This window comes from uncultured Acidovorax sp. (assembly GCF_964021665.1).
GTDB classification, from domain to species: Bacteria; Pseudomonadota; Gammaproteobacteria; order Burkholderiales; family Burkholderiaceae_C; genus Acidovorax; species Acidovorax temperans.
Genome location: NZ_CAXIAK010000067.1, coordinates 1 through 19,297, shown reverse-complemented (window position 1 = coordinate 19,297; position 19,297 = coordinate 1). Strand labels below are relative to the sequence as shown.

Below are 19,297 nucleotides of genomic sequence, written 5' to 3'. Positions count from 1 at the left end.
GCACTGTACAAACAACAAAGACCCCGAAGGGCCTTTGCTTAACTTACTGGCATTGGCCCGGATGCCCCTATTTGCTGCTTGCAACCAAGTTCATGTGCCTAGCTGCGACGGGCTTACAACCCGGCTGCTGCGCGCAGCGCAGCAGCTTTATCGGTCTTCTCCCAAGTGAACTCGGGCTCTTCGCGGCCGAAGTGGCCGTAGGCGGCGGTCTTGCTGTAGATGGGGCGCAGCAGATCCAGCATCTGGATGATGCCCTTGGGGCGCAGGTCGAAGTGGGCTTCCACCAGCTTGGCGATTTCGTGGTCGGGGATCACGCCAGTGCCTTCGGTGTACACGGTGATGTTCATCGGGCGGGCCACGCCAATCGCATACGCCACCTGGATCTGGCACTGGCGTGCCAGGCCGCCAGCCACGATGTTCTTGGCCACGTAGCGGGCTGCATAGGCGGCAGAGCGGTCTACCTTGCTGGGGTCCTTGCCGCTGAATGCGCCGCCGCCGTGGGGGCATGCACCGCCGTAGGTGTCCACAATGATCTTGCGGCCCGTGAGGCCACAGTCACCCTGCGGACCGCCGATGACGAAACGGCCTGTGGGGTTGATCAGGTACTTGGTGTCCTGCAGCCACTCCTTGGGCAGCACGGGCTTGATGATTTCTTCGATGCAGGCCTCGTAGAAGCTGGCCTTCATCTTGGTGGCGGTTTCCGACTGGTCGGGGCTGTGCTGGGTGGAGAGCACCACGGTGTCGATGCTGTGGGGCTTGCCATCCACATAGCGCATCGTGATCTGGCTCTTGGCGTCAGGGCGCAGGAAGGGCAGGCGGCCGTCCTTGCGCAGCTGGGCTTGGCGCTCGACCACGCGGTGGGCGTAGTAGATGGGCGCGGGCATCAGCTCAGGCGTTTCGTCGCAGGCGTAGCCAAACATCAGGCCCTGGTCTCCCGCGCCGATGTTCAGGTGGTCGTCAGACGCGTGGTCCACGCCCTGGGCGATGTCGTTGGATTGCTTGTCGTAGGCCACCAGCACTGCGCAGCCTTTGTAGTCGATGCCGTATTCGGTGTTGTCGTAGCCGATGCGCTTGATGGTGTCGCGCGCGACCTGGATGTAGTCGACGTGGGCGTTGGTGGTGATCTCACCGGCCAGCACGACGAGGCCCGTGTTGGTCAGCGTTTCGGCAGCCACACGGCTCTTGGGGTCTTGTTCGAAGATCGCGTCGAGGATCGCGTCAGAGATCTGGTCTGCCACCTTGTCGGGGTGGCCTTCAGAGACGGATTCCGAGGTAAAAAGAAAGTCGTTCGCCATTTGAATAAACTCCTGTGTTCCGGCATTTTGGGCGTCGCCCGCAGCCTAGGTAGCTTTGGCGAACGCTTTAGCAGATTTTTTTTACGTCGCCCTGCAAGTTGCTCATTTAACTCAGCGACCCCTACATTTTAATGCCTGCTGTCTTTCGATTCTTTTCCGTATTTCCGCTGTGGTTGCTCCACATCATCGGATGCGTTCTGGGCTGGGTGGCTTTTGCTGCCTCGGGTGTGTATCGCCAACGCTTTCTGGCCAATGCGGCGCTGGCGGGCTACTCGTTTGCGCAGGTGCGCGCCGCCGTAGGCCACGCCGGGCGCATGGTGGCCGAGTTGCCCCGGCTGTGGTTGGGCGCGCCTGTGCCGGTTCGCATCGAGGGCGAGCCCTGCGTGGAGCAGGCCTGGGCGGCCGGGCGCGGTGTGATTTTTCTCACCCCGCATCTGGGGTGCTTTGAGATGTCGGCCCAGGCCGTTGCCACGCGCTGGAGTGCCCAGCAAGGCCCAATCACCGTGCTGTACCGCCCCGCGCGCCAAGCCTGGTTGGCCAAGGTGATGGAGACCGCACGCAACCGCCCAGGCATGCAGGCCGTGCCCACCACGCTGGCGGGGGTGCGCCAGATGATCAAGGCCCTGCGCCGTGGCGAAGCCGTGGGCCTGCTGCCCGACCAGGTGCCGCCCGAAGGGCTGGGAGTCTGGTCGCCCGTGTTTGGCAAACCGGCCTACACCATGACGCTGGCCGCCCGCCTAGCGCTGCAGACCGGCGCCACCGTGCTGCTGGTGCGCTGCGAGCGCGAACCGATGGGGCGCGGCTTTGTGATGTATGCCGAGCCCTTGCCGCAGCCGCTCGACGCTGACCTGGAGACCGCCGTGCGCCAGGTCAACGAGGCCATGGAGCATGTGATTCGCCAGTGCCCTGGCCAGTATCTTTGGGGCTATGGCCGCTACAAGCAGCCCCGAGCCGAAGCCCCAGCGGTGGAGGCCTCGTCATGATGAGTCGGCTGGGTGTGTGGTTCATGGGCGTGCTGGCCCGAGTGCCTTTGCCGGTGTTGCGCGTCATGGGGGCCGCGTTGGGGCGGGTGTTGTTTGTGCTCGTGGTGCCACGGCGCAAGATTGCTCTGCGTAATCTTGAGCTGTGCTTTCCGCAGGCATCGGTTGAGCAGCGCACGCAGTGGGCGCGCGAGAGCTTTATCGTCTTTTGCCAGACCTGGCTGGACCGCAGCTGGCTGTGGTCAGCTCCTCAGTCGGTGGTGGAGCAGCGCGTGAAGCTCCGGGGCGCCGTGCAGGAGCTGGATGGCGATGTGCCCACCATCATCTTCGCACCGCATTTCTACGGCATGGACGCAGGCGGGCTGGTGCTGCCGTTGCGCACTTCCCGGGCGTTCACGTCCATTTTTTCTACCCATCCCGACCCGGTCATTGACGCCTGGTTCATGGCGGGCCGCCAGCGTTTTGGCGACGTGCGCATGCTCAACCGCGCAGACGGGGTCAAGCCCATCATTTCCAACCTGCGCAAGGGTGGGCTGCTCTACCTGCTGTCCGACATGGATTTCGGAGCCGGTGAGTCGATCTTCGTGCCCTTTTACGGCGTTCCAGCGGCCACGGTGCCGTCGCTGTCGCGCTTTGCGCGCCTGGGCCGCGCCAAGGTGATTGGCATGTACACGCGACTGACTCCCGATGGCTACGTGGCTGAGCTGACGCCCGCGTGGGACCACTATCCCACCGACGATGTCGAGGCTGACACCGCCCGCATGAACCGCGAGCTGGAGCGCTACATCAACACCATGCCCGGCCAGTACTACTGGGTGCACAAACGCTTCAAGACGCGGCCTGAGGGGCAGCCGTCCTTGTACAAATAAAGCGTGGAGCGGGCGCGTAGCCGCGCGTGGCGCTTGATAAGGAAAAGGCCATGTAAGGCTTGCCGGTAAAGCGCTAAAAGCTACTATTTCAGTAGCAAAAAATGCCCCAATTCCTGCGCGACGCGCTCGGGGTGCTCATGCACCACCCAGTGCGATGCGTGCTCGATCTGGCGCAGCCGCAGGCGGTGTACCCAGTCGGGCAGGCCCTGCAGCAGCCCCGGCAGCAAGGCCGGGTCGTCCATGGCCCACAGCACCAGCGTGGGCACATCCACGCTCAGCATCGATGCCGGCAATTCCAAGTCGAGTGCGGCGCGGTCGCCTTCGCGCGGTGGGCGCAACGGGCTGGCGCGGTAGTAGTTGCAGGCTCCGGTCAGCCCCTGGCTCCACAGCGCCCGGTATTGGGCACGCACGGCCTCAGTCAACCATGCGGGCGCGTGGCCTTCCGGGGTGTTGAAGAAAGCGAACAGCCGCTGAAAGTCGTTTTCGGCCAGGAGCGATTCTGCGTCTGGTCTGCACAAAAAGTGCATGTACTGGCTGGCGGCCTGCTGGGCTGCGTTGGTTTGCAGTTCGCACAAAAACGCGCCGGGGTGGGGCGAGTTGATGACCGCCAGGCGCTTGAGCCATTGCGGCTGCTGGTTGGCCAGGTTCCAGGCCACGGCGCCACCCCAGTCGTGCGCGACCAGGCACTCCACGGTCCCCGTGGTGCACACCGCCGAGATCAGCGCGACCAGGTCTTGCACCAGGTGTTTGGCGCGGTAGGCTTCGGTGGCTTGGGGTTGGCTGGATTCGCCAAAGCCACGCAGGTAGGGCGCCACGCAGTGGTAGCCACCGTTTTCGGGGCGGGCAAAGTGCAGCAGCAACTCATCCCAGATGAACGCGCCTTCCGGGAAACCGTGCAGAAACATCAGCACCGGGCGTCCACGCGAGCCACTTTCGCGGCATTGCAATGAAATCCCGTGGGGCAGGGTGACAGTGCGGGTCTGGATCATGGCGCGATTTGCTATAAGTTATATAGCTGCTCGCGCTTTGCCTATAAGCGCTGGCGGCTATTTGGTTGATGGGTTCTCGTCGGCGGCCTGCGGGCTGGCTGGGAGGGGTTGGGCACCTCCCTCTGCCGCAGGCTCCGTCCCTTGCGGGCGCACGGGGTGCGCCCATTGCCACAGCAATTGCGCTACTTCGTCCACCCCTTGCTTCTTCAGGGCCGAGAACATCTTCACCTCGCCACCGCCAGCCTGCAGTCGCGTAATGGACAGCACCTTGGCTTGCTCCGAGCGCGTCAGCTTGTCGGCTTTGGTCAGCACGATGAGGAACTTCAAACCCTCTTCCACGCGGGGGCGCACCGCTTCGAGCAGGGCTTCATCCAGCTCCGTCAGGCCCAGGCGCGGGTCGCACAGCAGCACGATGCCCGTGAGGCCGGGGCGGCTGACCAGGTAGTTCACCATCACCTGCTGCCAGCGCAGCTTGTCGGAGCGCGACACCGCCGCGTAGCCGTAGCCGGGCAAGTCGGCCAGCACGGCGTCGGTCACGCCCTGCTTGCCCAGGGCGAACAGGTTGATGTGCTGGGTGCGCCCAGGCTTTTTCGAGGCAAAAGCCAGCTGCTTTTGCTGGGTGAGGGTGTTGATGCAGGTGGATTTGCCTGCGTTGGAGCGGCCCACGAAGGCGATTTCGGGCACATCGATGGGGGGCAGGTGGTGCAGCTGGGCAGCGGTGGTCAGAAAGCGCGCCGTGTGCATCCAGCCCCTGGCGATCTTGGCGTCGGGTGCGGGCGGAAGGCTGCCAGCAACTGGCGCAGAAAGATGGGTTGTCATGGAAAGTTGGGATGCTCTGGAGCCTCATTGTAGAATCGAGCGGCTTTTGCGCACATAAACACACACCCTCGATATGAAGTTGCTCGCCTCCTTGTTGACGGCTGCCGTACTGGCAGCACCTGTTTTCTCGGCCTTTGCAGCGGGTGATGCACCCAAAGTGGCCAAGCCGGATCTCGTCAAGGGCGAGGCCAGCTACACCGCTGTGTGCGCGGCATGCCACGGAGCTGACGGCAATTCAGCCATCGCTGCCAACCCCAAGCTGGCCCAGCAGCACCCCGAATACCTCGTCAAGCAGCTGCAGGAGTTCAAGTCCGGCAAGCGCAACAACGCGGTCATGAAGGGTTTTGCCACCATGCTGACCGACGAAGACATGAAGAACATCGCCTACTGGGTGGCCTCCAAGCCAGCCAAGGCAGGTTTCGCCAAGGACAAAGACCTGGTGACCCTGGGCGAGCGCATCTACCGCGGCGGCATTGCAGATCGCAACATCGCCGCCTGCGCTGGCTGCCACAGCCCCAACGGTGCTGGCATTCCTGTCCAATACCCACGCCTGTCGGGTCAGCATGCTGACTACACCGTGGCCCAGCTGAATACCTTCCGTGATGGCACCCGTGCCAACAGCACCCAGATGACCCAGGTCGCTGCCAAGCTGAACGACAAGGAAATCAAGGCGGTTGCCGACTACATTGCCGGCCTGCGCTGAGTTGCGCTGATGCATTGGGTGGCTTCTGTTGGAGGCCACACGGAACCAACCGCCAATAAACAAACCCAAAAAGGGCGGGCCCATCCAGACGATGGCCCCGCCCTTTTTCTTCGCCTCCTGCCCTTTTATCTCCATGTCTGAAACCACCCAAGGCGTTCGCGTCCAGTCGGGCTCACGGGCTCTGCGCGCAGGGGTCGAGCTGCTGTCGTCCATGCGGTTCGCTATTTCGCTGCTGACGGTGATCTGCATTGCCTCGGTCATTGGCACCGTGCTCAAGCAGCATGAGCCGGCCGTCAATTACGTGAACCAATTTGGACCCTTCTGGGCAGAGCTTTTTGGTGCTTTGCAGCTCAATGCGGTGTACAGCGCGTGGTGGTTTTTGCTGATCCTGGCCTTTTTGGTGGTCAGCACGTCCCTTTGCATCGCTCGCAACACCCCCAAATTTTTGAGCGATATCAAATCTTATAAAGAAAATGTGCGCGAGCAGAGCCTGCGCGCGTTCCACCACAAGGCCGAAGCGGCCCTGGCAGAAGGCACGGAAGCCGAGGCCCGGCGCATTGGCGGCATGCTGGCCAGCGGGGGCTGGAAGGTGCGCCTGCAGCAGCGTGATACTGCCGCAGGCCCTGGTACCGGCTGGATGGTGGCCGCCAAGGCAGGGGCTGCGAACAAGATCGGCTACATCGCCGCGCACAGCGCCATCGTGCTGGTGTGTGTGGGTGGTTTGCTCGACGGCGATTTGATCGTGCGCGCCCAGATGTTGCTGGGCGGCAAGACCCCTTACGCGGGCAGCGGGCTGATTGCCGATGTGAAGCCAGAGCACCGCTTGTCCGAGCGCAACCCGACCTTCCGTGGCAACCTGGTGGTGGCCGAAGGCACGCAGTCGGGCACGGCGATCCTGAACCAGTCGGACGGCGTGCTGCTGCAGGAGCTGCCGTTTGCGGTGGAACTCAAGAAGTTCATCGTGGAGCACTACTCCACCGGCATGCCCAAGCTGTTTGCCAGCGAAATCATCATCCACGACAAAGCCACGGGCGAGAAAACACCGGCCCGTGTGGAGGTGAACCACCCCGCCAGCTACAAGGGCATCGAGATTTACCAATCCAGCTTTGACGATGGGGGCTCCCAGCTCAAGCTGCGTGCGGTGCCCATGGCGCCTGGAGCCCAGCCGTTTGATGTGGAAGGCGTGGTGGGTGGCTCCACCCAGCTCACCAACAAGGGCGGAGCCGCGGGCGGCGACACCATGACCCTGGAGTTCACGGCGCTGCGCACCATCAACGTGGAAAACTTCGCGGGGGCGCCCAACATGTCGGGCGCCGATGTGCGCAAGGTGGATTTGCGCGAGTCCGTCGAGTCCCGCCTGGGCGCTGCCAACAAGACCGTGACCAAGAAAGAGCTGCGCAACGTGGGCCCCAGCGTGAGCTACAAGTTGCGCGATGCCGCAGGCCAGGCCCGCGAGTACCACAACTACATGCTGCCCGTGGACACGGGCGATGGCACGCCAGTGTTCCTGCTGGGCGTGCGCGAAGCGCCTTCCGAACCCTTCCGCTACCTGCGTGTGCCTGCCGATGACCAGGGCAGCATGGATGGCTTTGTGCGCATGCGTGCAGCGCTGGCAGACCCCGCCGCTCGCGACAAGGCTGTGCGCCGCTATGTGGCGCAGGCCATCGAGCCTTCGCGGCGTGAACTGGCCGAGCAGTTGTCCCAATCCGCCTCCCGGGCCCTGGCGGTGTTCGCGGGTGCGATGCCAGCTGCTCCAGGCAAGCCAGCCGGTGGGCTGCAAGCCATTTCTGATTTCATGGAAGCCAACGTGCCAGAGGCCGAGCGCTCTCGCGCGGGTGAGGTGCTGATCCGCATCCTGAACGGCACTTTGTTTGAGCTGGTGCAACTGACGCGCGAAAATGCGGGCCTCAAGCCCCTGGAGCAGGACGATCGCACCCGCGCCTTCATGACGCAGGCGGTGCTGTCGCTCAGCGACGCCGTGATGTACCCCGCCCCGATTGCTTTCGAACTCAAGGACTTCACCCAGGTGCAGGCCAGCGTGTTCCAGGTGGCCCGTGCCCCCGGCAAGAACATTGTCTATCTGGGTTGCGCCTTGCTCATCCTGGGCGTTTTTGCCATGCTTTACATCCGTGAACGCCGTGTCTGGGTGTGGTTATCGCCCCAGGAACAGGGCTCTCATGCTCTGATGGCGCTTTCCACCAACCGCAAAACGATGGACGGCGACAAGGAATTTGTCCAGCTCGCTCAAAAACTGATCGGGGCGCAGCCCCACACAGGCCACGCATGAACACCGCAACCACCACCATCACCTTGAACGAAGGCTTTTTGTCGCGCCGCAACTGGCTGGACTGGCTGTTTGCCGTCCTGGTCACTGTGGGCGGTCTCTACGCCTTTCAGCGCTACAGCGCCTACATGGATGTGTATGAAAAAGGCATCCTGATCGGAGCCGTGCCCAGCGTGATCTGGCTGGGCTGGTTCTGGCGCCCTTTGCGGGTACTGATGCTGGTGGTGGCGGCCCTGGCGCTGATGGCCATCGGCCTGTACCAGCAAGATGGTGCGGGCACCCTGGCGCGTGCAGAGACGGTGTTTGGCCTCAAGTACTTCCTGTCCAGCCAGTCGGCCATCCTGTGGATGAGCATGCTGTTCTTCATGAGCACTGCGTTCTACTGGATCGGCATGTTCTCGCGCGGGGAGGGGAACACCATGAGCATGATCGGCTCGCGCATCGCGTGGGTGGCCGTGGCCATGGCCCTCATCGGCACGCTGGTGCGCTGGTACGAAAGCTACCTCATCGGCCCTGATGTGGGGCACATCCCGGTCAGCAACCTCTACGAGGTGTTCGTGATGTTCTGCTGGATGACCGCTGCGTTCTACCTGTATTACGAAGAGCAGTACGAAACCCGCTCGCTCGGTGCCTTCGTCATGCTGGTGGTGAGTGCGGCTGTGGGCTTTTTGCTCTGGTACACCGTGGTGCGCGAGGCACATGAAATCCAGCCCCTGGTGCCCGCCCTCAAGAGCTGGTGGATGAAGCTGCATGTACCCGCCAACTTCATCGGCTACGGCACGTTTGCGCTGGCAGCCATGGTGGCCTTTGCCTACCTCATCAAGATGCAGGCCAGCGAAACCCGCTGGTACAAGCTGGTGCCCCTTTGGCTGCTGGGCGTGGTGTTGTGCTTTGAACCCATCGTGTTCCGCCAGAACGCCACCGAAGGCGGCAGCAGCTACTGGATGGTGTACTTCGGCATTTCCGCGCTGATCGTGGCCGCCATCCTGTTCGGGCGCAAGCGCATTGCCGAGCGTCTGCCCAGCTTTGAGGTACTGGACGACGTCATGTACAAGTCCATCGCCGTGGGCTTTGCCTTCTTCACCATTGCCACCGTGCTGGGCGCGTTGTGGGCTGCCGAAGCCTGGGGCGGCTACTGGAGCTGGGACCCGAAGGAAACCTGGGCGCTGATCGTGTGGCTGAACTATGCATCCTGGCTGCACATGCGCCTGATGAAGGGCTTGCGCGGCGCCATCTCTGCCTGGTGGGCGTTGGTGGGGTTGGTGGTCACCACCTTCGCCTTCCTGGGGGTGAACATGTTCCTGAGCGGGCTGCACAGCTACGGCACCCTGTAACTTTTACGCGCAGCGCCCCCCACTACAGGGGGCGCTTGCCCTCCGGTGGGCAACTGTTTCGTCTTCGGTGTAACATGATTGGTCTGCAAAGCGAACTAAGCGTCGCTTTTGTGCTCATACAGCGCGGCAGTCACCATTCCACCGGAGAAACTCATGCGGACACCTCCTCGCAACACGGGCTTTCAACACCCGTATTCCAGCGAAATCACCCCCAAGGCCGTTTACGAAGACCGCCGTCAGATGCTCAAGCGGATGGCGGGTGGCGCTGCGGGTGTTGCCATCGCCGCATGGGCGGGGCGCCAAGCCATGGGCCAGCAGGTCACGCGCCCTGGCAAGCTCGCAGCCCTGGCCAGCACCAAGTCGGCCGTGGCAGGTGCGGTGACGATGGAGAAGCTCACCGATTACAAGGACGCGAGCACCTACAACAATTTCTATGAGTTCGGCACCGACAAGGCCGACCCCGCGCGCAACGCGCACACCCTCAAGACCACGCCCTGGACGGTGGAGGTGGAGGGGCTCATCAAGAAGCCGGGCAAATATGGCATCGAGGACTTGCTCAAACTCAGCGCGCAGGAAGAGCGCATCTACCGCCTGCGCTGCGTGGAAGGCTGGTCCATGGTCATCCCCTGGGTGGGCTATTCGCTGGCCGAGTTGATCAAGCGCGTGGAGCCCATGGGCAGCGCGAAGTACGTGGAGTTTGTGACGCTGGCCGACAAGGCCACCATGCCCTATGTGGGCTCACGCGTGCTCGACTGGCCTTATGTGGAAGGCCTGCGCATGGATGAGGCCATGCACCCGCTGACCCTGCTGGCGTTTGGCATGTATGGCGAGGTGCTGCCCAACCAGAACGGCGCGCCCGTGCGCCTGGTGGTGCCATGGAAGTACGGTTTCAAGAGCGCCAAGAGCATCGTGAAAATCCGCTTTGTCGAGAAAGAGCCCGGCACTGCTTGGAACAAGGCAGCGCAGCAGGAATACGGCTTTTATTCCAACGTGAACCCGAATGTGGACCACCCCCGCTGGAGCCAGGCCACCGAGCGCCGCATTGGCGAAGACGGCCTGTTTGCCAAGAAGCGCAAGACGCTGATGTTCAATGGCTACGAAGCCCAGGTGGGCCAGCTGTATGCGGGCATGGACCTCAAGAAGTTCTACTGACGTGCAAACTGGTACGAGTCCACAGCGCCCCCCCAGCACGGCGTGCGACTGGCGCAAGGCGCTGCTGCATCCGGCCGCCAAGCCCATCTTGTTTTGCGCAGCACTGCTGCCCGCGGTGTGGCTGGTGGTGGCTGCGGCCACCAACCAGCTGGGCGCCAACCCGGCCGAGGCGTTGATCCGCTCCACCGGTGACTGGGCCCTGCGTGCGCTGTGCCTGGTGCTGGCCTTAACCCCACTGCGCGTGGCGTTTGCCGTGCCCGCGCTCGCGCGGTGGCGGCGCATGCTGGGGCTGTTTGCGTTCTTCTACGCTTTCTTGCATGTGCTCAGCTACAGCTGGCTGGACATGGGGCTCGACGTGCCCGACATCCTGGCCGACATCGCCAAACGGCCTTTCATCCTGGTCGGTACGCTAGCCTTTGTGGTGCTGCTGGCGCTGGCGGCCACCTCGTTCCAGCGGGCCATTCGGGCGCTGGGTGGCAAGCGCTGGCAAGCGCTGCACCGCAGCGTGTACGCCGCCGCATTGCTGGCAGTGCTGCATTTCTTCTGGATGCGCGCGGGCAAAAACAACTTCGCTGAGGTGGCGGTGTACGCCGCCATCATCGCGGCGCTGCTGGGCTGGCGGCTGTGGCGCAGGCTGAAGGGGTGATGCGCTGATCTGGGCGATTGCTGTGAAATATTGAGTTTGCTACATATTTTGTAGCTGCTTGCGCTCATTGGATGGGCGCTAGAGGCCAATTCCTCTCGAGTGCTCCGTGTTGATGGCGCGCTTCTCTTGCGGTTGGTGTTTGGGATAAGTTGATACACGAACTTCGTGGCCCACGAAGTTCGTGTAAACTAAATCCCATGAAAAACGTCACCATCACGATGGACGACACCGTGGCCGAGTGGGTTCGCGTCGAAGCGGCCAAGCGCGGCAGCAGTGTGTCGCGGCTCATGGGTGAATGGCTGGCCGAAAAAATGCGCCAGGAAGACGCCTACGCGCAGGCCATGCGCGAGGCGCTGGCGTTTGAGACCTGGGGCGCTTCATCAGGCCCCTATGTGCCCCGCGAGACCTTGTTCCAGCGATGAGCACCACCCCCATCTTTGTCGACACCGAAGTGCTGCTCGCCAGCGTGGACGAGCGCGACCCGGCGCGCCAGGCGCGTGCGCGCGAGTGGCTCACTTTTTGCTGGCAAACGCGCAGCGGGCGCATCAGCTCGCAGGTGCTCAACGAGTTGTACAACCAGGCCATCCAGCGCTTTTCCGGCCCCCACGTGCTGCAGCAAGTGCGTGCCCAGGTGCGCCGCCTGCGCGTGTGGCTGCCGCCGCATCTGGATGCCTACACCGTCGATGGCGCCTGGGATCTGCAAGACCGCTATGGCCTGGGCTACTGGGATGCGCTCATCGTCTCGTCGGCCCACCAGCAGGGCTGTCGATACCTGCTGACCGAAGCCTTGCCGCACGACCAGGTGCTGGACGCCGTGCGCGCCATCAACCCCTTTGTTTTGGCCCCCAACGAACTGGACACTGCCGAATGACCTCTGCCGCCACGCCTACCGACACGCTCGCCAACGCTTTGAACCGCATCCGCCCCGATGTGCGCGCCATGCACTCGTACGTGGTGCAGCCGTCCACCGGCATGCTGAAGATGGACGCGATGGAGAACCCCTTCACCTTGCCTGAGGCGCTGCAGGCTGCGCTGGGCCAGCGTCTGGGGGCGCTGCCGTTGAACCGCTACCCAGGGGCACGGCAGAACGATCTGCGGGCTGCTTTGAAAGCCTATGCGGGCGCACCCACGGATTACGACGTGGTGCTGGGCAACGGGTCTGACGAACTCATCACCCTGCTGGCACTGGCCTGCGCACAGCCCGGCACCGGCCACCGCGCCACCATGCTGGCCCCCATGCCGGGCTTTGTGATGTATCCCATGAGCGCGCAACTGCAGGGGCTCGACTTTGTGGGCGTGCCGCTGACGCCCGACTTTGAGCTGGACGAGCCCGCCATGCTGGCCGCCATTGCGCAGCACCAACCCGCCATCACCTACATCGCCTACCCCAACAACCCCACGGCCACGCTGTGGGACGAGGGCGCGGTGCAGCGCATCATCGACGCCGTGGGCGCGAAAGGCGGCATCGTGGCGGTGGATGAGGCCTACCAGCCGTTCGCCAGCCGCACCTGGCTCACCCGCATGCAGGCCGAGCCTGCGCGCAACGCCCACGTGCTGCTCATGCGCACGCTCAGCAAGTTTGGCCTGGCCGGTGTGCGCCTGGGCTACATGCTGGGCCAGCCCGCCCTGGTGGCCGAGATCGACAAAGTGCGCCCGCCCTACAACGTGAGCGTGCTCAACTGCGAAGCCGCCCTGTTTGCGCTGGAGCATGCCGATGTGTTTGCCGCCCAGGCGGCCGAGCTGCGGGCCCAGCGCACGGTGCTTATCGATGCCCTGCGGGCCATGCCCGGCATCGAGAAGGTGTGGGACAGCGAAGCCAACATGGTGCTGGTGCGCGTGGCCGACGCGGGCAAGACCTATGAGGGCATGAAAACCCGCAAGGTCCTGATCAAGAACGTTTCTACAATGCATCCATTGCTGCACAACTGTTTGCGTCTGACCGTGGGCAACGCCCAGGACAACGCCACCATGCTGGCCGCACTCCAAGCCTCCCTATGACTTCCTCCGCACTCGTCACATCCACCGCCACCGATCCCGCCGCTGACCGCATCGCCGAAGTCAGCCGCAACACCGCCGAGACGCGCATCACCGTGCGCATCAACCTCGACGGCACGGGCCAGTCCAAACTGCACACGGGCATCGGCTTCTTTGACCACATGCTCGAACAGATCGCACGCCATGGCCTGATCGACCTGGACATCGACTGCGCAGGCGACCTGCACATTGACGGCCACCACACGGTGGAAGACGTGGGCATCACCCTGGGCCAGGCGTTTGCGCGCGCGGTGGGCGACAAGAAGGGCATCAACCGCTACGGCCACGCCTATGTGCCGCTCGATGAAGCCTTGAGCCGCGTGGTGGTCGACTTCTCGGGCCGCCCCGGCCTGCATCTGCACATCCCTTTCACCGCAGGCAGCATTGGCGGTTTTGACACCCAGCTCACCTACGAATTCTTCCAGGGCTTTGTGAACCACGCGGGCGTGACGCTGCACATCGACAACCTCAAGGGCATCAATGCCCACCACCAGTGCGAGACAGTGTTCAAGGCCTTTGCCCGTGCGCTGCGCTCTGCGCTCACGCGCGACCCGCGTGCCGCGGGCACCATTCCGTCCACCAAGGGTAGTCTCTGATTTTTAAGCCAAAAAGGCCTCTAGCGCCCATCCAGTAAGCGCTAACAGCTATGAATACAGAAGCAAAAACAGTCGCCGTGGTGGACTACGGCATGGGCAATCTGCGGTCGGTCTCGCAGGCCGTGCAGGCGGCAGCGCAAGGTTCGGGCTGGACGGTAATCGTCACCTCGCGCCCCGATGAAGTGCGCGCCGCCCAGCGCGTGGTGCTGCCAGGGCAGGGCGCCATGCCCGACTGCATGCGCGAACTGCGTGAGTCGGGCCTGCAAGAGTCCGTGCTGGAAGCCGCCGCGTCCAAGCCGCTGTTTGGCGTGTGCGTGGGCATGCAGATGCTGCTGGACCACAGCGCCGAGGGCGACACACCGGGCCTGGGCTTAATCCCTGGGGAGGTCATCAAGTTTGATCTGGCAGGCCGCACCCAGGCCGATGGCAGCCGTTTCAAGGTGCCGCAGATGGGCTGGAACCAGGTGCGCCAGGTGCCCCACGGTGGTGCGGTACACCCAGTGTGGGCAGGCATTCCTGACAACAGTTACTTTTACTTCGTGCACAGCTTTTACGCCCGCCCGCAAAGCGCCGCGCACTGTGCCGGAGAGGCAGACTACGGCGGAGTATTCGCCGCAGCCATTGCGCGCGATAATATTTTTGCCGCGCAATTTCACCCCGAGAAGAGCGCGGAACATGGCTTGGCCCTGTACCGCAACTTTCTGCACTGGAACCCCTGAATCTTTCAACCCGTTCGGGCCGAGTTTCACCTCGCCCTTTTCCTCCCGAACCCATCATGCTGCTCATCCCCGCCATCGATCTCAAAGACGGCCACTGCGTTCGCCTCAAGCAAGGCGATATGGACCAATCCACCACCTTTGGTGAAGACCCCGCGGCCATGGCCCGCAAGTGGGTGGATGCCGGTGCACGTCGCCTGCATCTGGTGGATTTGAACGGTGCTTTTGCGGGTACGCCCAAGAATTACAGCGCCATCAAGTCCATCCTCAAAGAGGTGGGTGACGACATTCCGGTGCAGCTGGGCGGCGGCATTCGCGACCTGGACACTATCGAGAAATACATCGACGGCGGCCTGCGCTACGTCATCATCGGCACCGCTGCGGTGAAGAACCCCGGCTTCCTGAAGGACGCCTGCAGCGCCTTCGGTGGCCACATCATCGTGGGCCTGGACGCCAAGGACGGCAAGGTGGCCACCGATGGCTGGAGCAAGCTCACCGGCCACGAGGTGGTGGATCTGGCCAAGAAGTTTGAAGACTGGGGCGTCGAGTCCATCATCTACACCGACATCGGCCGCGACGGCATGCTCTCGGGCATCAACATCGACGCGACCGTGAAACTGGCCCAGGCTTTGAGCATCCCCGTGATCGCTTCGGGCGGTCTGTCCAACATGGCCGACATCGAGCAACTGTGCGCTGTGGAGTCTGAAGGCGTGGAAGGCGTCATCTGCGGCCGCGCCATTTACAGTGGCGACCTGGACTTTGCCGCAGCGCAGGCGCGTGCTGACGAGTTGGGCGAGGGCTGAGAGTACCGCGCAGCTTTGGATTGACCTTTGTTGCCCTCAAGGCCTGGACAGCATCGGCTGTTCAGGCCTTGTTTGTTTCTGGGGCAGTCGTCAACCCTGATAGGGCGCTCGTGTTTGGGGTTGGATCGGGGCAATGAGGCAATGAGGGCCTTAGCCTCCCCATACCCAGTCAAATCGCACATCCAGGGGGAGGTGGTGGATGCGGTAGCTGGGGGGGAGTTCTTCCAAAGGCCGCAGGCGCACCACAATCGACGGCATGCGCGGAGTCAGGGGGGACACGCGCTCTGCGGGGGTGCGTTCGGCTTCGGAAATGACGTCCTGTACCTCAGCGCGCAAGCTGCGGCCGTCCATGAAATGCAGGGTAGCCTGCCTGCCGGGTTGGGCGTAGCGGGCCTGGCTAGGGGGCAGATACGCATGCACCAGCGGTGGCTTGGCAGTGCCTTGCACTACGGCCACATCGGCCCCCGCCTCCACATGCTCGCCTGCGCGCACCAACTGGCGCACGACCACGACATCAAAAGGCGCTTTCAGCGCGGCCTGGGGCGCGTCTTGGCGTCCTTCTTTGTTTTGCACGCCTGACTCGGGCTGAGGTGTAGCACTTTGGGTTGGCAGAGAGATCGGCACCCGGGCTTGCGCCAGCGTCAACCGAGCCTCCTGCGCAGCGGCACGGGTTCTGCTGGCTTCGGCTTGTGCCTGGAAGACCTGCATCTGTGCGTTGTCCACCTCACTGCGTGTGGCTGCGCCTTCTGCGCGCAAGGACTGTATGGCAGCAAGCCGCTCTTGTTGCAGTGCCAGTTGCTGCTGGCTCAAGCGATGTGCTGACTCTTGGAATGCCAAGCGCTCCGCCAGGGGCTCGCTGGGTGGATTGGCTGCAGCGGCAGAGGCAAGCGGAGGTTCCGCCGTCGGCGGGTCCGCCTTGGCAGCACTGGCGGGGGCGTCTCGTTGCACTTCCATCAACGCCTGTCCTGCTGAAAGCCTGTCACCTACGCCCGCGATGTGCACCACCTGCCCTGGGGTGATGGAGCGCAACACGGTCTGTTCTGTGACGACCAGTCCTGGCGTGGTTTCCCACCAGTAGGACACGACAAAGCGGCCCAGCAGATAGGCTGGTGGTGTCAGGACCATGGCCAACAGCAAGTACCAGCGCCAGCGCGGCACCTGCCGTTTGGATGCTGCGTACTTTACGGACAGACCATTGCTCTCTTGAGGAGAGCTGGGTGGAATATCAAACTGGATTTTCAAGGGCGTGCCTCTTTAAATTCTTCCCACGACTGCACGATCACTCCGCTGAAGTGGGGCAGGGCAGACAGTTGCTTTGCCAATGCGCTCCAGCGTTGCAGTGCGACAGCCTTGCCAAGCTGAAAATGGCTCTCCTCTGCCGTGAGCGCACGCTCCATGCTTTGCGCAATGGAGAACTTCAGGCCCGGCGGCCCTTGCAGCAGAGGCTGCGCAATGTCAAATGCGCGGTCCGTATTGCTCACGTAGAGCATGGCTGTCAGTTCACTCGCACCCGCTTCTTGCAATCGCTGTGCGAAGCCAGGGGATTCAAACTCGCGGTAGTGCGTTGTCAGTGCCACGGGCCAGGGGGCAATGCCCCGTACTGCCCTCACTGTGTCCAACACCCCTTGGTCCCACTGGGGTTGGTCAGCCTCCGGCAATTGGCTGCGCTCCAGGTCCAGGTGCAGGGCATTGAAAGGCAGGTGGCGCACCGATTGGATCAGTTTCAACAACTGCTCTCGCCCTTCAGGCAAGGCCCAGGTGGGTTCGCCCAGCAGCAACTCCACCCTCACGCCCCTCTGTTTGGCCTTCGCGACCAGCTGCGTCAAGCGTTGCTGGCCGGGTGGTTGTGCCAGTGCTTGGAGTTGGTGATTCGTGAAGGAGATGAGCACCCGGTGGGTGCCCGGCGGCAGCGCCTTCAACTGGCTGGGGGCTTGCAGCAGCGCTGGCCCGTTCCAGACATACCAGCCCAAGGCCAAGGCTGGTAGTCCTTCGGCTGTGCGTGGCGAGGGGCCCCCTGCGCTAGCCTGCAGAGACGCCAGACGCGTGGTGGAGGCTTGAGGAAAAGGATTGCCCATCAGCGTGAGCAAAACAGGCCGGAGCGTGGCGACCCTGTGGGGCGCGGTGGTGGCTTGGGCGCACCCTGTGGCGGACCAGGATGCAAGCTCTGCCGTAGCCAATTCCAGTCGCTCTGCCGCTTCCACCCACTGCAACCCCGCTTGCAGCAGGGCATAGCGCGCGTTCAGCACCTTGGCATAGGCATCACCGTCGTCGATGCGTTGCTGGCGCAGCATGGCTACACGCAGGTTCTCTTGCGCCACCAGGAGCAGACGCTCTGCATTGGATTGGTCAGACTGTCTGACTTGCCGCAGCCCCAGTGCCAGCTCGGCTGCCGTGAGGAATTCACCGCGACGCAGCTCCAGCTGGCTTTCCGCTCGGTAACGCTCGCTTTGCAGCTGGCCCAGCATCGCATCACGATGGGCCTTCCATTCCAGAGGGACGGACAGGTCAATGCCCACGGTCGTGCTGTGGCCCGGCTGTCCTCCGAAATCTCGGCTGACAGATTGCGACAGAGACACTCCGGCTTCCACCGTTTCGCGGCGCAGGTGGGTCGCAATCTGGTCTGTTGCATCCACTTCCAGCCGCGCTTGCTGCACGCTGGGGTGTTCGTCCACCTGTGCCAGCACGTCCTGGGCTCTGGTGCATGCGTCGGGCCAAACTATGGGGTCTGTGTCCAGCGCGGTGATGCTGCGGTCGGTCAGCCGAGACAGTTCGCGCAGGGTGCTTTGCGCGGTGAACTGCAAGGTGCGCTGCAGGGCTTCGGTGGACGAGAACAAGCCGCTCAGTCCCATTCGCTCTGCTGGCAACATGTACCCGGCCTTTGTTCGGCGCTCCAGCGATGCCTCGATGGCCTCTTTTTCGGTGAGAAAAGCCTGGGTCAGTGCAATGCGCTGCATGCCATGCAGGTGGCGCACATAGGACTGGCGTACGGCTTGCACCGCTTCCTGTTGTACGGCCCTTAGCCGCACCTGCCGCGCTGCAGTCCCTTGCTCTGCTTCCGTCACAGCGCGCAGTTGTGCTTCACGGCTGCCCAGCAGGGGCCAGCGCACACCAGCCTGCACTTGGGCGCGCTGGTAGCTGCGGCTCACGGTATCTGTCACGGCTTCGCGGGCGTTGCCCACGGTGGCTCCACCAAACAATCGCCCGCCTTGTCGGGCGCGCGCCGCATCTGCGCGGTGGGCTGCCACGTCCTTCTCTGCTTGGGCCAGCCGCACGCTGGGGGCAGACGTCCGGGCCCATGTTTCCAGGTCAGTCAGTTGGGCTGCGTCGGCCCAAGCGGGGCCTGCATGCAGGTTCAGGCCCAGGCACAGCAGCACAGCGGTTTGTTGCAGGGTCCGGCTCCAGTGGCTTTTCAACATGTCAGAACTTGGTTTTGCGCAGCACCCACCAGGGCGCCATGGATGAGTCGAGGTGGGAATTCATCGTCATTTCCGTCAAGATGGAGAACGCACAGTGCAGGCGATTGGCAAACGCGAACAATGGCATCAATGGCAGGAACCGGAGGTAGTCCAGGTCTTCTTTGGGGCGCTCCGAAACCGCGATCACATAGAGCAAAAAGTAAAAAATGATGGCCAGCAAGTAGGCCAGGTAAATGAACGCCAGCACCCCGATGACTGCGCCGACGGGCAGGGTAAAGAGCATCACGCTGGTGTAGCCCACGATGAGAAAAGGCATCAGTACCTGCATCACCAGCCCGTTGACGGCCACAAACAGGAAATTGCGCCAACCTAGCAGCCGTGGCCTGAGATTGAAGCGGAACTTGCGGATGAAGATGAAGAACATGTCGCCATCCCAGCGCAGCCGCTGGCGAAAGAAAATGCGCCAGGTGTCGGGCGCGTCGGTGTGCCCCACGGCATGCGGGTCGAACACAATGCGCAGCCCGGGGTGCCTGCCAAAGTACTGTTTGATCCGCATGGTCATGTCCAGGTCTTCGGCCGACCCCGCATCCCAGCCGCCCAGGTTGCGGATGAATCCGGTGCGGAACACGCCAAAGGCGCCCGAGATGTTGTTGACGATGTT

19 protein-coding genes are annotated in these 19,297 nt (G+C 63.0%); 13 read left to right on the top strand and 6 right to left on the bottom strand.

Features of this window, described 5'->3' with window-relative positions; genetic code table 11:
- Positions 1-113 precede the first annotated feature (113 nt).
- Positions 114-1,295, bottom strand: coding sequence for a methionine adenosyltransferase (gene metK / locus AADJ04_RS13380; RefSeq protein WP_341239906.1), 1,182 nt, complete (start codon positions 1,293-1,295; stop codon positions 114-116).
- Positions 1,296-1,426: 131 nt separating this feature from the next.
- Between metK and AADJ04_RS13375 the strand changes: the two genes are divergently transcribed.
- Together AADJ04_RS13375 and AADJ04_RS13370 are read left to right on the top strand one after the other, a co-directional pair.
- Positions 1,427-2,278 (top strand): lysophospholipid acyltransferase family protein, encoded by an 852-nt coding sequence (locus AADJ04_RS13375; RefSeq protein WP_341239905.1) that lies wholly within the window; start codon positions 1,427-1,429, stop codon positions 2,276-2,278.
- Complete coding sequence (locus tag AADJ04_RS13370) at positions 2,275-3,144, top strand: lipid A biosynthesis acyltransferase (RefSeq protein ID WP_288486311.1); 870 nt, start codon at positions 2,275-2,277, stop codon at positions 3,142-3,144. Before AADJ04_RS13375 ends, AADJ04_RS13370 begins: the two co-directional genes overlap by 4 nt.
- A gap of 83 nt (positions 3,145-3,227) precedes the next feature.
- Here AADJ04_RS13370 and AADJ04_RS13365 read toward each other — a convergent pair whose 3' ends face one another.
- Together AADJ04_RS13365 and yihA are read right to left on the bottom strand one after the other, a co-directional pair.
- On the bottom strand, positions 3,228-4,133 hold the full coding sequence (locus tag AADJ04_RS13365; RefSeq protein WP_341239904.1) for an alpha/beta fold hydrolase: 906 nt from the start codon (positions 4,131-4,133) through the stop codon (positions 3,228-3,230).
- A gap of 57 nt (positions 4,134-4,190) precedes the next feature.
- A complete protein-coding gene (yihA, locus tag AADJ04_RS13360; protein ID WP_341239903.1) occupies positions 4,191-4,952 on the bottom strand; it encodes a ribosome biogenesis GTP-binding protein YihA/YsxC in 762 nt (253 codons plus the stop codon).
- A 73-nt stretch (positions 4,953-5,025) separates the two neighbouring features.
- Here yihA and AADJ04_RS13355 point away from each other — a divergent pair, with 73 nt between their 5' ends.
- The 11 genes from AADJ04_RS13355 (at position 5,026) to hisA (ending at position 15,220) form a co-directional block, all read left to right on the top strand.
- Positions 5,026-5,655, top strand: coding sequence for a c-type cytochrome (locus tag AADJ04_RS13355; protein ID WP_341239902.1), 630 nt, complete (start codon positions 5,026-5,028; stop codon positions 5,653-5,655).
- Positions 5,656-5,788: 133 nt separating this feature from the next.
- Positions 5,789-7,942: a cytochrome c biogenesis protein ResB gene (locus AADJ04_RS13350; protein ID WP_142081951.1), complete on the top strand. Its 2,154-nt coding sequence runs from the start codon at positions 5,789-5,791 to the stop codon at positions 7,940-7,942.
- Positions 7,939-9,273, top strand: a complete 1,335-nt coding sequence (gene ccsB / locus AADJ04_RS13345) for a c-type cytochrome biogenesis protein CcsB (protein ID WP_341239901.1) — start codon at positions 7,939-7,941, stop codon at positions 9,271-9,273. Before AADJ04_RS13350 ends, ccsB begins: the two co-directional genes overlap by 4 nt.
- 153 nt (positions 9,274-9,426) lie before the next feature.
- Positions 9,427-10,425, top strand: a complete 999-nt coding sequence (gene msrP / locus AADJ04_RS13340; protein WP_341239900.1) for a protein-methionine-sulfoxide reductase catalytic subunit MsrP — start codon at positions 9,427-9,429, stop codon at positions 10,423-10,425.
- Between the two features lies 1 nt (position 10,426).
- Complete coding sequence (locus tag AADJ04_RS13335) at positions 10,427-11,071, top strand: protein-methionine-sulfoxide reductase heme-binding subunit MsrQ (RefSeq protein WP_341239899.1); 645 nt, start codon at positions 10,427-10,429, stop codon at positions 11,069-11,071.
- A 197-nt stretch (positions 11,072-11,268) separates the two neighbouring features.
- On the top strand, positions 11,269-11,493 hold the full coding sequence (locus tag AADJ04_RS13330; protein WP_066697387.1) for a CopG family transcriptional regulator: 225 nt from the start codon (positions 11,269-11,271) through the stop codon (positions 11,491-11,493).
- Positions 11,490-11,942 (top strand): PIN domain-containing protein, encoded by a 453-nt coding sequence (locus AADJ04_RS13325; protein WP_066697385.1) that lies wholly within the window; start codon positions 11,490-11,492, stop codon positions 11,940-11,942. Before AADJ04_RS13330 ends, AADJ04_RS13325 begins: the two co-directional genes overlap by 4 nt.
- Positions 11,939-13,069 (top strand): histidinol-phosphate transaminase, encoded by a 1,131-nt coding sequence (hisC, locus tag AADJ04_RS13320; RefSeq protein WP_341239898.1) that lies wholly within the window; start codon positions 11,939-11,941, stop codon positions 13,067-13,069. The genes AADJ04_RS13325 and hisC overlap by 4 nt, the downstream gene beginning before the upstream one ends.
- Positions 13,066-13,701 carry an imidazoleglycerol-phosphate dehydratase HisB gene (gene hisB / locus AADJ04_RS13315; RefSeq protein WP_341239897.1) on the top strand — a complete coding sequence of 212 codons (636 nt, stop codon included), beginning with the start codon at positions 13,066-13,068 and terminating at the stop codon, positions 13,699-13,701. The genes hisC and hisB overlap by 4 nt, the downstream gene beginning before the upstream one ends.
- 50 nt (positions 13,702-13,751) lie before the next feature.
- Positions 13,752-14,420, top strand: coding sequence for an imidazole glycerol phosphate synthase subunit HisH (hisH, locus tag AADJ04_RS13310; protein ID WP_273623636.1), 669 nt, complete (start codon positions 13,752-13,754; stop codon positions 14,418-14,420).
- 56 nt (positions 14,421-14,476) lie between these two features.
- Positions 14,477-15,220, top strand: coding sequence for a 1-(5-phosphoribosyl)-5-[(5-phosphoribosylamino)methylideneamino]imidazole-4-carboxamide isomerase (hisA, locus tag AADJ04_RS13305; protein ID WP_341239896.1), 744 nt, complete (start codon positions 14,477-14,479; stop codon positions 15,218-15,220).
- Between the two features lie 150 nt (positions 15,221-15,370).
- Here the strand turns inward: hisA and AADJ04_RS13300 are convergent, their stop codons facing one another.
- From AADJ04_RS13300 to AADJ04_RS13290, 3 genes are all read right to left on the bottom strand, one after another.
- A complete protein-coding gene (locus tag AADJ04_RS13300; protein ID WP_341239895.1) occupies positions 15,371-16,462 on the bottom strand; it encodes an HlyD family efflux transporter periplasmic adaptor subunit in 1,092 nt (363 codons plus the stop codon).
- Entirely contained in the window at positions 16,459-18,636 is a 2,178-nt protein-coding gene (locus tag AADJ04_RS13295; RefSeq protein ID WP_341239894.1) for a TolC family protein, read from the bottom strand. The genes AADJ04_RS13300 and AADJ04_RS13295 overlap by 4 nt, the downstream gene beginning before the upstream one ends.
- 1 nt (position 18,637) lies before the next feature.
- The coding region (locus tag AADJ04_RS13290) for a glycosyltransferase family 2 protein (RefSeq protein ID WP_341239893.1) at positions 18,638-19,297 on the bottom strand (660 nt) is incomplete at its 5' end.